Source organism: Variovorax sp. PMC12 (assembly GCF_003019815.1).
Taxonomy (GTDB): Bacteria; Pseudomonadota; Gammaproteobacteria; order Burkholderiales; family Burkholderiaceae_C; genus Variovorax.
Genome location: NZ_CP027773.1, coordinates 1298383 through 1311087, shown reverse-complemented (window position 1 = coordinate 1311087; position 12705 = coordinate 1298383). Strand labels below are relative to the sequence as shown.

Annotated in this window: 9 protein-coding genes; 1 reads left to right on the top strand and 8 read right to left on the bottom strand. The window is 68.0% G+C overall.

All coding sequences use genetic code 11. The features are described 5' to 3' along the window. Window positions 1-143 precede the first annotated feature (143 nt). From prmB to argA, 8 genes are all read right to left on the bottom strand, one after another. Window positions 144-1022, bottom strand: coding sequence for a 50S ribosomal protein L3 N(5)-glutamine methyltransferase (gene prmB / locus C4F17_RS06015; protein WP_106934629.1), 879 nt, complete (start codon window positions 1020-1022; stop codon window positions 144-146). Then, a complete protein-coding gene (dapE, locus tag C4F17_RS06010; protein ID WP_106934628.1) occupies window positions 1019-2209 on the bottom strand; it encodes a succinyl-diaminopimelate desuccinylase in 1191 nt (396 codons plus the stop codon). The genes prmB and dapE overlap by 4 nt, the downstream gene beginning before the upstream one ends. 30 nt (window positions 2210-2239) lie before the next feature. Continuing rightward, window positions 2240-3388 (bottom strand): PilT/PilU family type 4a pilus ATPase, encoded by a 1149-nt coding sequence (locus C4F17_RS06005; RefSeq protein ID WP_106934627.1) that lies wholly within the window; start codon window positions 3386-3388, stop codon window positions 2240-2242. A gap of 64 nt (window positions 3389-3452) precedes the next feature. Then, window positions 3453-4286: a 2,3,4,5-tetrahydropyridine-2,6-dicarboxylate N-succinyltransferase gene (gene dapD / locus C4F17_RS06000; RefSeq protein ID WP_081270524.1), complete on the bottom strand. Its 834-nt coding sequence runs from the start codon at window positions 4284-4286 to the stop codon at window positions 3453-3455. Between the two features lie 40 nt (window positions 4287-4326). Beyond that, entirely contained in the window at window positions 4327-5547 is a 1221-nt protein-coding gene (dapC, locus tag C4F17_RS05995; RefSeq protein WP_106934626.1) for a succinyldiaminopimelate transaminase, read from the bottom strand. A gap of 51 nt (window positions 5548-5598) precedes the next feature. Beyond that, window positions 5599-6609, bottom strand: a complete 1011-nt coding sequence (locus C4F17_RS05990) for a DUF3829 domain-containing protein (protein WP_106934625.1) — start codon at window positions 6607-6609, stop codon at window positions 5599-5601. Between the two features lie 91 nt (window positions 6610-6700). After that, on the bottom strand, window positions 6701-7339 hold the full coding sequence (locus tag C4F17_RS05985) for a LysE family translocator (RefSeq protein WP_106934624.1): 639 nt from the start codon (window positions 7337-7339) through the stop codon (window positions 6701-6703). 17 nt (window positions 7340-7356) lie between these two features. Next, entirely contained in the window at window positions 7357-8703 is a 1347-nt protein-coding gene (gene argA / locus C4F17_RS05980) for an amino-acid N-acetyltransferase (RefSeq protein WP_081270528.1), read from the bottom strand. Window positions 8704-8899: 196 nt separating this feature from the next. Here argA and hrpA point away from each other — a divergent pair, with 196 nt between their 5' ends. Beyond that, window positions 8900-12682, top strand: a complete 3783-nt coding sequence (hrpA, locus tag C4F17_RS05975) for an ATP-dependent RNA helicase HrpA (RefSeq protein ID WP_234382848.1) — start codon at window positions 8900-8902, stop codon at window positions 12680-12682. Window positions 12683-12705 lie beyond the last annotated feature (23 nt).

Below are 12705 nucleotides of genomic sequence, written 5' to 3'. Positions count from 1 at the left end.
CCGCCCGGCCCCTCCGGCTCGTCGAAAAGGGGCTTGGGCGCGGGGGAATCGCCCGGTAAAGGGGGATTCGCAGCCAGTTGCTGCGAGAAAGCGGCTGAAAGGGGGCGTGGACTGGCGCAGCTAACGCACGCCGGCACCGGCCCTCATGGCGCGGTGAGCGACGCCAGGGCCGCGCGGGTCACGAGCAGCACCTGGTCTTCGCCCGCGGAGGTTTCGAGCCACACCACCTCCAGCTGCGGAAACGCCGCCTCGAAGTAGTCGCGCTCGTTGCCGATTTCCAGCACCAGCACCGCCTGCTCGCTCATGCGCGAAGGCGCGTCGGCGAACAGGCGGCGCACGAAATCCATGCCGTCTGCGCCGCCGGCCAGGGCCAGTTCGGGCTCGGCGCGGTATTCGGCGGGCAGCGCGGCCATGCTCGCGCTGTTGACGTAGGGCGGGTTGCACAGCACCAGGTCGTAGGGGCCGGGCAGGTTCTTCAGCCCGTCCGACTCGATCAGCGTGACGCGCGCATCCAGCTGGTGGCGGGTGACGTTGATGGCCGCCACCTCCAGCGCCGGGGTCGACAGGTCGGCCGCGTCCACGCTCACGTCCGGATAGGTGAGGGCGGCCAGCACCGCCAGGCTGCCGTTGCCGGTGCACAGGTCGAGCACGCGCCGGGTGTGCTCGCCCAGCCAGTAGTCGATGCTGCCGTCGGCAATCAGCTCGGCGATGAAGCTGCGCGGCACAATGGCGCGCTCGTCCACGTAGAAGGGCACGCCCTGCAGCCACGCTTCTTTCGTGAGGTAGGCGGCGGGCTTGCGGCTGGCGATGCGCTCGTCGATCAGCGCGGCCACCTTGGCGGCGTCGGCGGGCGACACGGGTTTGTCGGCCACGGCATCGATGTCGTCCAGCGGCAGCTTCAGCCGCCACAGCACCAGCCAGGCGGCTTCGTCGAAGGCGTTGGCGGTGCCGTGGCCGAAAGCCACGCCGGCGGCCTCGAGCTGGTTAGCGCCCGATTCGATGAGCTCGATGACGGTGCTCATGCGGCAATGGCGGCAAGCGCAGCATCGAGTTGCTTCAGCGTGCGCACGTAGATGTTCTTCAGCGTCTCGATCTCGGCCACGTCGATGTGCTCGTCGATCTTGTGGATGCTGGCGTTCACCGGGCCGAGTTCGACCACCTGCCTGCAGATCTTGGCGATGAAGCGCGCGTCGCTGGTGCCGCCGCTGGTCGACAGCTCGGTCTCGATGCCGGTCTCGTCGCGGATGGCGCCCTGCACGGCCGTGACGAGCTCGCCCGGCGTCGTCAGGAAGGGCAGGCCGCCGATGGTCCAGGCCAGGGTGCAGTCGACCTGGTGCGCGTCGAGCACGGCTTGCACGCGCTGCTGCAGCGACTCGGGGGTGGATTCGGTCGAGAAGCGGAAGTTGAAGTCGATCACCGCGCTGCCCGGGATCACGTTGCTCGCACCGGTGCCTGCGTGGAAATTGCTGATCTGCCAGCTGGTCGGCTGGAAGTAGGGGTTGCTCGCGGCGTCCCAGCCGCCGGCGGCGTTGATGGCCACCAGCTCTGCCAGCGCGGGCGCCACGGCGTGCACCGGGTTCTTCGCCAGGTGCGGGTAGGCGATGTGGCCCTGCACGCCCTTGACCGTGAGCTTGCCGCTCATGGTGCCGCGGCGGCCGTTCTTGATCATGTCGCCGCAGCGCTCCACGGCCGTGGGCTCGCCGACGATGCAGTAGTCGATGACCTCGCCGCGCGCGGCCAGCGCATTGCAGACGACGACCGTGCCGTCGACGCCGGGGCCTTCTTCATCGCTGGTGAGCAGCAGGGCCAGGGTGAGCCGGGGCTGCGGCACGGCCTGCAGGAATTCTTCGATCGAGGTGACGAATGCGGCCACCGAGGTCTTCATGTCGCAGGCGCCGCGGCCATAGAGCTTGCCGTCGCGGTGCGTGGGCGTGAACGGGTGGCTGGTCCATTGCTCGACGGGGCCGGTGGGCACCACGTCGGTGTGGCCGGCGAACACCAGCGTCTTTGTAGCGGCGGCGGCGTTGGCCGGGCGGCGCACGGCCCACAGATTGGTCACGCGGAAGTCCGCCGGGCCGCTCTCGATGGTCTCCAGCGTGAAGCCCAGTTGCGCCAGCCGCTCGCCGAGGATCTGCTGGCAGCCCGCGTCGTCGGGAGTGACCGAGGGACGCGAGATGAGTTGTTCGGCGAGCTGGAGGGTGCGGGACATGTCGAAGGGCGGAGGGAGGGGCGCTGGAAACTAGAAGCGGACGTCGAGCGTGATGTCCGTGAAGGTGGGTTCGTCGACCTGGTCGGTCAGGCTGCGGTCGTCGGCCGCCGCCTTGGGCGCGGCGCGGTTCTGCAGGCGCCACAGCAGGTTGGTGGGCGAGTCGGCCTGGGCCAGGCCTTCTTCGCGGGTCACGCGCTCTTCGGTGATGAGGCGGGCGATGTCTTCCTCGAAGGTCTGCGAGCCCTCGGCCATCGACTTCTCCATGGCTTCCTTGACGCCGGAGAAGTCGCCTTTTTCGATGAGTTCGGCCACCAGCGCGGTGTTGAGCATGACCTCGACCGCGGGCACCCGGCTGCCGGCCTGGGTGCGCAGCAGGCGCTGCGAGATCACGGCGCGCAGCGCGCCGCCCAGGTCGCCCAGCAGCGTGGCGCGCACCTCGACGGGGTAGAAGCCCAGGATGCGGTTGAGCGCGCGGTAGCTGTTGCTGGCGTGCAGCGTGGCCACGCACAGGTGGCCCGACTGCGCGTAGGCGATGGCGGCCGTCATGGTCTCGCGATCGCGGATTTCACCGATCTGGATCACGTCGGGCGCCTGGCGCAGCGCGTTCTTCAGCGCGACATGCAGCGAGGCGGTGTCGCTGCCCACGTCGCGCTGGTTCACCACCGACTTCTTGTTGGTGAAGGTGAACTCGATCGGCTCTTCGACCGTGATGATGTGGCCGCTGGCGTTCTCGTTGCGGTAGTCCAGCATCGAGGCCAGCGTGGTGGTCTTGCCCGCGCCCGTGGCGCCCACCATCAGGATCAGCCCGCGGCGTTCCATGATGAGCGTCTTCAGGATGTCGGGCAGGTTCAGGTCGGCAAAGCGCGGAATGGTGTGGCTGATGTAGCGCACCACCACCGCATAGGAGCCGCGCTGGCGCATGGCGCTGATGCGGTAGTTGCCGGTGCCCTCGAGGGCCAGCGCCATGTTGAGTTCGCCGGTGCTCTCCAGTTCCTGGATGCGCTCGGGCGGCGCCACCTCGGACAGCAGCGCCAGCGGCGCCGTGGCCGGCAGCACCTGCGCGTTGATGGGCACGCAGTTGCCATTGATGCGGATCAGCACCGGGGAGTGGGCTGACAGATAGATGTCGGAGGCCCTGCGCTCGGCCATCAGGCGAAGGATTCGCTCCATCATGTTCATCGGTCTCTCTCCTCGGGGTGCTGTTGTTCTCTCAGGCGGAAAGGCGCTCGCTCCGGGGGAGCGGTCAGTCTCGCAGCAGATCGTTCAGGCTGGTCTTGGAGCGGGTCTGCGCGTCGACCGTCTTGACGATGATCGCGGCGTAGGTGCTGTAGTCCTGGCCCGACTTGGTCTTCTTGGGCAGGTTGCCGCTGATGACCACGCTGCCGCTCGGCACGCGGCCGTAGGAGATTTCGCCGGTGTCGCGGTTGAAGATGGGGGTGCTCTGGCCGATGTACACGCCCATGCCGAGCACGGAGTTCTCTTCGACGATCACGCCTTCGACCACTTCGGAGCGCGCGCCGATGAAGCAGTTGTCCTCGATGATGGTCGGGTTGGCCTGCAGGGGCTCGAGCACGCCGCCCAGGCCCACGCCGCCCGACAGGTGCACGTTGGCACCGACCTGCGCGCACGAACCCACGGTGGCCCAGGTGTCGACCATGGAGCCCTCGCCCACGTAGGCGCCGATGTTCACGTACGAGGGCATCAGGATCGCGCCCTTGGCGATGTAGCTGCCGCGGCGGGCCACGGCCGGCGGCACGATGCGCACGCCCGATTCCTTCAGCTCGCTGGCCGACAGGTGCGAGAACTTGGTCGGCACCTTGTCGTAGAAGCCGAGCGAGCCGGCCTGGATCTGCTCGTTGTCCTTCAGGCGGAACGACAGCAGCACGGCCTTCTTGATCCACTGGTGCACGGTCCACTGGCCCACGCCTTCGCGGGTGGCCACGCGCAGCTTGCCGTTGTTGAGTTCGGTGATGACGTGATCGACGGCGTCGCGCACTTCGGCCGACGAGGCGGAGGGCGAGATGTTGGCGCGGTCTTCCCACGCGGCGTCGATGATTTGTTGCAGTTGCTGGGTCATGGAGAAGGTCTCGTGTGAAAAATGGGAGCCGGGGCGCGGTTCAGCGGGGGCCGGCCGTGTTGTCGTTGCAGAAGCGAACGATGCGCTCGGCGGCCTCGACGCACTCGGCCGTCTCGGCCACCAGCGCCATGCGGATGCGGCCCCGGCCGGGGTTGGCGCTGTGGCTGGTGTCGCGCGCCAGATAGCTGCCCGGCAGAACCGTGACATTGTATTGAGCGTAGAGCGCACGGGCGAAGGCTTCGTCGTCGCCAGCCCACACCTGGGGCACGCCGGCCCAGAGGTAGAAACTGGCGTCGGGCAGCCGCACGTCGAGCACCGGTTCGAGCAGCGGCGTGACGGCCGCGAACTTGGCGCGGTACATGGCGCGGTTCTCGACCACGTGGGCCTCGTCGCCCCAGGCCGCGATGCTGGCCGCCGCCACGGTGCCGCTCATGGCGCTGCCGTGGTAGGTGCGGTAGAGCAGGAACTTCTTGATGATGGCCGCGTCGCCGGCCACGAAGCCGCTGCGCAGGCCGGGCACGTTGCTGCGCTTGGAAAGCGAGGTCAGCGTGATCAGGTTCCTGAAGTCGGGCCGGCCCAGCTTCGCCGAGGCCTCCAGGCCGCTGAGCGGCGGCTCGTCGCGGAAGTAGATCTCGCTGTAGCACTCGTCGGCCGCGATCACGAAGCCGTGGCGGTCCGACAGGGCGAAGAGCTTCTTCCATTCGTCGAGCGACATCACCGCGCCGGTCGGGTTGCCCGGCGAGCACACGAACACCAGCTGGGTGCGTGCCCAGACCGCTTCGGGCACGCTGTCCCAGTCGACCGCGAAATTGCGCGCGGGAATGCTCGGCGCGTAGTACGGCTCGGCGCCCGACAGCAGGGCCGCGCCCTCGTAGATCTGATAGAACGGATTGGGCGAGATCACCACCGGCTGCGGCGACACGGTGGCGTCGATCACGGTCTGGGCCAGCGAGAACAGCGCCTCGCGCGAGCCGTTGACCGGCAGCACCTGGGTGGCCGGGTCGAGCGCCAGGCTGTAGCGTGTCTGGAGCCAGTCGGTGAAGGCGGTGCGCAGCTTCAGGTCGCCGGCGGTGGCCGGGTAGGCCGCCAGCGCGCCCAGGCTGTTGCTCAGCGCCTCCTTGATGAACGCCGGCGTGGCGTGCTTGGGTTCGCCGATTCCCAGGCTGATGGCGGGGAATTCGGGGTTGGGCGTGACGCCCGCGAACAGTTGCTTCAGCCGCTCGAAGGGATAGGGCTGCAACCTGGAGAGCAAGGGATTCATGGCCCGGATTATCGGCGACAGCCCGGGCCGCCGATGGCGGCCGGCAGGGCTTCAGCAGAGCGGGTGGTTGAACTGGCCGATCATGTTGGCGAAGTTCTGGTTGTAGCGGTTGGCCGAGTTGACGATGCTGGAACTGCGCATGTGCGCCGGCAGCCGGGCCATCGCACCGCTTTCCTTGCGCTTGAACACGCCGTCCTTGATGTCCTTGGCCATCGAGCGCGACTGGCCGATGAACTCGTTGATCTTCAGCATGCCGCCGTCGCAGACCTTGCCGCTCTTGGCCGACTGCTCGCCCATCTTCCTGCTCCAGCCCTCGGCCGACTGCGCCACCAGCGCCAGCGAAGCCTCGAAGGCAGCCAGCGCCTTGGGGTCGTTGGGCGATTCGAACAACGCATTGGCGTCGGCGTGGTTGAGCTTGCCGTGGTAGATGAGCCCGGCGCGGTAGTAGGCGGCGGTGTCTTTCGGAGCCTTCTCGAAGGCCTCCTTGGTCAGCGCCCGGTCGCGGGCGCTCAGGCCGTCGTCGAACGCGGCCTCGGCCTTCGCGACGCTGGTGAGCGCGGCCAGGTAGTCGGTGTTCATCTGGCGGGCCTTGTCGCCGTTGTCGGCAAGGTAGCCCTTGGAGTTGGCATAGTTGTTGAGATCGCGGCTCAGCGGCGAAAGCACCTTGAGCGCGGCGGAAAACGCCTTGGCCGATTCATCGATCTCGGGCATCGGGGCGCCGATGGCCGCGGCGGTGTCGAGCTTCTTCGCCGAGCGGTCGATCAGGATGTCGTTCTGGATGCGCAGGCTGGTCAGCGGCGCCTTGGCCTGCAGCAGCGGCACCTGTTGCGCGATGTATTCCTCGCGCGCCTGCTGGAACGAGGTGCGCAGGTTGTTCGATACGTCGACGTAGATGTTGTATTTCTCGATCTGCTGCTGCTCGGTGTCGGCGGGCGCGGCTTTGGCCTGCGGGGCCGCGCCTGTCCTGTCGGCCGGTGCCGTCTTGTCGCCGCAGCCGGCCAGCAGTGCCGATGCCGCGAAGAGCGACGCGCCCAGGGCAGTTTTCCAGTTCCAGTGATTCATTCTTTCTTCTCCTCCGTTAAAAAGAAACGCGCAGACATGCCTGGCCGGCAGGGCCGGCCAGGCGGGAACATTGGGGGGGCGGCAGGGGCGCTCAGGCCGCGCTGCGCCGGTAGAAGGCCAGCGAGCCGGCCAGCGCCAGCAGCATGCCGCCGCAGGCGCGGTCGATCCAGCGGGTGGCCGACACGGTCAGAAGCCGGATCGCGCGGGCGCCGACGAAGGCATAGGCCAGCATCACGGCCATGTCCAGGCCCGCGAATATCAGCGCAATGATCAGGTACTGCGGTGCCTGCGCAGCCGAAGGATCGATGAACTGCGGCAACAGCGCCGAGCAGAAGATGTAGCCCTTCGGATTGGTTACCGCCACCAGGAAGGACTTGAAGAAGATCCGGCGGCTTTCGCCCGCCGTCACCGATGCGGCGGCATCGGCCGTGGGCAGGTGCAAGCCGCCCTTGGAGCGCAGCATGCGCAGGCCCAGCCATGCCAGGTACGCCGCGCCGACCCACTTCAGCATCGAGAACCAGAACTCCGACGCCGCCAGCAGCGCGCCCAGCCCGAGCGCCACGGCGCCCACCAGCACGAAGTCGGAAAGCACCGCGCCGAGCATGCCCGGCAGCGCGCGCCGCACGCCGTGCCGCGATCCGTTGCTCAGCGCCAGCAGCACCGTGGGGCCGGGCGTGGCGATGGCGGCGAAGGCCACGATGGCGAACAGCAGGGCGGTGGCGAGCGTCATCGTGGGTCTCCTTCGCGTCAGATCTTCTTGACCAGAACCTGGCTCTTGCGGTCCCAGTTGTACTTGCGCTTGCGGGCCTCGGGCAGCCAGTCGGGGTTGACCTGCTGGAAGCCGCGCTTGAGGAACCAGTGCATGGTGCGCGTGGTGAGCACGAAGATGCTGTCCAGGCCCATGGCCTTGGCGCGGTGCTCGATGCGCTTGAGGATGCGTTCGCCGTCGCCTTGCGACTGCGTATGCGGCGACACCGTGAGCGCGGCCATCTCGGCAGTGCGCTCCTCGGGGTAGGGGTAGAGCGCCGCGCAGCCGAAGATCACGCCGTCGTGCTCGATCACCGTGTAGTGGCCCACGTCGCGCTCGATCTCGTTGCGGTCGCGCTTGACCAGCGTGCCGTCGCGCTCGAAGGGCTCGATCAGCTGCAGGATGCCGCCGATGTCGTCCACCGTGGCCTCGCGCAGGCTTTCGAGCTTCTCGTCGATCACCATGGTGCCGACGCCGTCGTGCACGTAGACCTCGAGCAGCAGCGAGCCGTCGAGCGCGAACGGCAGGATGTGGTTGCGCTCCACGCCGGCCTTGCAGGCTTTCACGCAGTGCTGCAGGTAGAAGGCCGTGTCCGTCGGCTTCTGCGGCGGCGGCAGCGAGGCGAGCAGCTTTTCGGCGGCGTCCAGCGGCAGTTCGGTGTCGATGGGGTTGTCTTCGCTTTCGGGCAGCTCGCTGTCCATGCGGATGCCCGGGATCTCCGTCAGGAAGATCAGCTTGTCGGCCTGCAGCGAGATGGCCACGCTGGTAGCGACTTCTTCCATCGTCAGGTTGAAGGCCTCGCCGGTCGGCGAGAAGCCGAAGGGCGACATGAGCACCATCGCGCCGAAGTCGAGCGTGCGGCGGATGCCCGCCGCGTCCACCTTGCGCACCAGGCCCGAATGCTTGAAGTCGACGCCGTCGACCACGCCCACGGGGCGCGCGGTGATGAAGTTGCCGGAGATCACGCGCACCGTCGAGCCGGCCATCGGCGTGTTCGGCAGGCCCTGGCTGAAGGCGGCCTCGATCTCGTAGCGCAACTGGCCCGCGGCTTCCTGGGCGGAGTCGAGCGCCACTTCGTCGGTGATGCGGATGCCGTGCGAGTACTTTGCCTCGTGGCCCTTGGCCGCGAGCTGTTCGTTGACCTGCGGGCGGAAGCCGTGCACCAGCACGATCTTGACGCCCATGCTCTGGATCAGCGCCAGGTCTTGCGCGATGTTCTGCAGCTTGCCCGCCGCGATCGCCTCACCCGCCAGCCCGACCACGAAAGTCTTACCGCGATGCGTGTGGATGTAGGGCGCGACCGAGCGGAACCAGGGCACGAAGGTGAAATTGAAGACGGTGGACATGGGGCGTGATTGTGCATTCATGAAAAGGCGTTTGCCTGACCTGGCCGAAGTCGGGCGGCCATGCCCCGCTCGCACCGATAATCGACGGTTTGCCCGCCGCGCCGGTTCCGACGACTGTTTCCCCTTGACGACCTCGACACCCCTTCGCATCGAATTCCCCGAATCGCTTCCTGTCTCGGGCAGGCGCGACGAGATCATGGCCGCCATCTCGGCGCACCAGGTCGTGATCGTGTGCGGTGAAACCGGCTCGGGCAAGACCACGCAGCTGCCCAAGATCGCGCTCGCCCTGGGGCGCGGCAAGCTCAACGCCGAGCCCGGCAAGGGCCGGCTGATCGGCCACACGCAGCCGCGGCGCATTGCCGCCAGCTCGGTGGCCAAGCGCATCGCGGAAGAACTGAAGACGCCGCTGGGCGACGTGGTCGGCTTCAAGGTGCGCTTCCAGGACCGCCTGTCGCGCGATGCCTCGGTCAAGCTCATGACCGACGGCATCTTGCTGGCCGAGACGCAGACCGATCCGCTGCTGAAGGCCTACGACACCCTCATCATCGACGAGGCGCACGAGCGCTCGCTGAACATCGACTTCCTGCTGGGCTACCTGCGCGAGATTCTTCCGCGCCGGCCCGACCTGAAGGTGATCGTCACCTCGGCCACTATCGACGCCGACCGCTTCGCGCAGCATTTCGCCTCGGCCAAGGGGCCGGCGCCGACCATCATGGTGTCGGGCCGCACCTTCCCGGTGGAGCAGCGCTACCGCCCGTTCGAGGAGTCGCGCGAGCACGACCTGAACGACGCCATCGCCGATGCGGTCGACGAGCTCTGGCGCGACCCGCACAACGCGGGCGACATCCTGGTCTTCCTGCCCGGCGAGCGTGAGATCCGCGAGGCCGCCGACCACCTGCGCCGCCACGTCAGCCACCAGCCGCTGTTCCGCAGCGCCGAGGTGCTGCCGCTGTTCGCGCGGCTGTCGGGCCCCGAGCAGGACCGCATCTTCGAAAGCCACAACGGCCGGCGCATCGTGCTGGCCACCAACGTGGCCGAGACCTCGCTCACGGTGCCGGGCATCCGCTACGTGATCGACACCGGCACCGCGCGCGTCAAGCGCTACAGCTTCCGCAGCAAGGTCGAGCAGCTGCTGGTCGAGCCGATCAGCCAGGCCGCGGCCAACCAGCGCGCGGGGCGCTGCGGGCGGGTGGCGAACGGCATCTGCATCCGCCTGTACGACGAGAAAGACTTCGAAGGCCGCCCGCGCTTCACCGATCCAGAAATCCTGCGTTCGTCGCTGGCTGGCGTCATTTTGCGGATGAAGTCGCTGCGGCTGGGCGACGTGGCGCGTTTTCCGTTCCTCGAGGCGCCGTCGCCGCGCGCGATTGCCGACGGCTACCAGTTGCTGAACGAGCTTGGCGCGGTCGACGACGCCAACGAACTCACGCACACCGGCGCCGAGCTGTCGCGGCTGCCGCTCGACCCGCGCGTGGGCCGCATGATCCTGGAAGCCCGCGCGCGCGGCGCGCTCGAAGAAGTGCTGATCATCGCCTCGGCCCTCAGCGTGCAGGACGTGCGCGACCGCCCGATGGACGCGCAGCAGCAGGCCGACCAGGCGCACTCGAAATTCGACGACGAGAAAAGCGAGTTCAGCGGCTACCTGCGGCTGTGGAAGTGGATCGCCGACGCGCGCGGCGGCCACGGCGACACCCACAAGCTCAGCAACCGCCAATACGAGCAGCTGCTGCGCCAGAACTTCATCAACATCCGCCGTGTGCGCGAATGGCGCGACATCCACTCGCAGCTGCTCACGGTGGTCACCGAGCACAAGTGGCGCCTCAACGCCGAGCCCGCGGGCTACGAGCCGCTGCATCTGTCGATGCTCGCCGGCCTGCTGGGCAACGTGGGCTGGAAGCTCGAGGACGACGAGGCGTACCTGGGCGCGCGCGGCATCAAGTTCTACAAGCACCCTGGTGCGCACCTTAAGAAGAAGCCGGGCCGCTGGATCGTGGCGGCCGAACTGGTCGAGACCACGCGGCTCTTCGGGCGCGGCATCGCCAACATCGAACCGCAGTGGCTCGAACAGGTGGCGGGGCATCTGCTGAAGAAGCAGCTGCTCGACCCGCACTGGGAGAAGAAGGGCGCGCAGGTCTCGGCGCTGGAGCGCGCCACGCTGTACGGCCTGGTGGTCTACAGCGGGCGGCGCGTCGACTTCACCAAGGTCGATCCGGTTGCGGCGCGCGAAATATTCATCCGCGAGGCGCTGGTGGGCGGGCAGTGGGAAAGCAAGTTCCCTTTCCTCACGGCCAACCGCAAGCTGGTGCGCGAGGTCGAGGGACTGGAGCACAAGTCGCGCCGGCAGGACGTGCTGGTCGACGACGAGCTGATCTTCGCCTTCTACGACGCGCAACTGCCCGCCGACGTGGCGAGCGGCATCACCTTCGAGAACTGGTATCGCCACGCCTCCAAAGAGCAGCCGCGCCTGCTGTACCTGACGCGCGACGAGCTGATGCGCCATCAGGCGGCGGGCATCACCACCCAGTCATTCCCGCCGACGCTGCGCCTGGGCGGCGTGGATTGCGCCGCGAGCTATCTGCACGAGCCGGGCGACGCGAAGGACGGGCTCACGGTCAGCGTGCCGCTGTTCGTGCTCAACCAGGTGAGCGAGGAGCGATGCGAGTGGCTGGTGACGGGCATGCTCAAGGACAAGATCCAGGCGCTGCTCAAGAGCCTGCCGCAGCGCCCGCGTTCGAGGCTGGTGCCTTTGCCCGAGTCGGCCGGCAAGCTGGCGGAAGAGTTGTCCGCGCCGGAGCTGTTCGGCACCGGGTCGCTGACCGACGTGCTGCTCAAGCGCGTGCGCGACATGACCAGCATCGACGTCAAGCGCGCCGACTTCAAGCTCGACATGCTGCCGCCGCATCTGTTCATGAACCTGCGCGTGATCGACGAGCATGGGCGGCAGTTGGGCATGGGGCGCAATCTTGGTGCGCTGAAGGCCGAACTCGGTGCGCAGGCGCGCGGCGCGTTCCAGGCGCTGGCGGGGCTGAACGTGAAGGCGTCGCCGGACAGGAAGGAAGCAGCCTCGCCGGACCAGGGCTCCAGGGCCCCAGCCAAGGCTGCCAGCGCACCCGCCGCCGCGTTGCCGGCCGGCCAGCGCTACACGGGCTGGACCTTCGGCGAACTGCCCGAACTGATGGAAGTGCGGCGCGGCTCGCAGTCGCTGATTGGCTTCCCGGCGCTGCGCGACGAAGGGGACGCCGTGACCATCGAGGTGTTCGACGAGCCGGCCGTGGCCGCCGCCAAGCACCGCGCCGGCCTGCGCCGCCTGTTCGCGCTGCAGCTGAAAGACGCGCTCAAGTACCTCGAGAAGAACATCCCGGACCTGCAGAAGATGTCGGTGGCGTACATGCCGCTGGGCACGTCGGAGGAGCTGCGCACCCAGATCATCGACGTGGCGATCGACCGTGCCTTCCTGCAGGAACCGCTGCCGACCGACGAATTCGCGTTCAGGAAGCGGCTCGACGAAGGCCGTGGCCGGCTCACGCTGATCGCGAACGAAGTGGCGCGGCTGGCCTCGGCCATCCTCGTCGAATACGCCGCCGCGGCGCGCAAGATCAAGGACACGAAGATCCAGCCCGACGCGGTGCAGGACGCCGCGCAGCAGCTGCAGCGGCTGGTCGGCAAGCGCTTCATCGCCGATGCGCCGTGGACGCAGTTGCAGCACTTCGCGCGCTACCTCAAGGCCATCGTGCTGCGGCTCGACAAGCTGCGCGCCGACCCCGCGCGGGACGCGGCGAAGCTCGCCGAACTCAAGCCGCAAGACCAGCGCTACTGGCGCCTGGTGGCCGAGCGCAAGGGCGTGGTGGACGACCGCATGCTCGAATTCCGCTGGCTGCTGGAGGAACTGCGCGTGAGCTTCTTCGCCCAGGAACTGCGCACGCCGCAGCCGGTGAGCGTGAAGCGGCTGGACAAGGCCTGGGCGCAGCTGCAGGCCTGAGCGCCGAGGGGCGCCGCGGTGGA

What these genes read in the sequence shown, in the direction of transcription:
- dapE (WP_106934628.1), bottom strand. Translation starts at nt 2,209, where the DNA reads ATGTCCCGCACCCTCCAGCTCGCCGAACAACTCATCTCGCGTCCCTCG.
- dapD (WP_081270524.1), bottom strand. Translation starts at nt 4,286, where the DNA reads ATGACCCAGCAACTGCAACAAATCATCGACGCCGCGTGGGAAGACCGC.
- dapC (WP_106934626.1), bottom strand. Translation starts at nt 5,547, where the DNA reads ATGAATCCCTTGCTCTCCAGGTTGCAGCCCTATCCCTTCGAGCGGCTG.
- hrpA (WP_234382848.1), top strand. Translation starts at nt 8,900, where the DNA reads ATGGCCGCCATCTCGGCGCACCAGGTCGTGATCGTGTGCGGTGAAACC.
- argA (WP_081270528.1), bottom strand. Translation starts at nt 8,703, where the DNA reads ATGTCCACCGTCTTCAATTTCACCTTCGTGCCCTGGTTCCGCTCGGTC.
- C4F17_RS06005 (WP_106934627.1), bottom strand. Translation starts at nt 3,388, where the DNA reads ATGAACATGATGGAGCGAATCCTTCGCCTGATGGCCGAGCGCAGGGCC.
- C4F17_RS05985 (WP_106934624.1), bottom strand. Translation starts at nt 7,339, where the DNA reads ATGACGCTCGCCACCGCCCTGCTGTTCGCCATCGTGGCCTTCGCCGCC.
- prmB (WP_106934629.1), bottom strand. Translation starts at nt 1,022, where the DNA reads ATGAGCACCGTCATCGAGCTCATCGAATCGGGCGCTAACCAGCTCGAG.
- C4F17_RS05990 (WP_106934625.1), bottom strand. Translation starts at nt 6,609, where the DNA reads ATGAATCACTGGAACTGGAAAACTGCCCTGGGCGCGTCGCTCTTCGCG.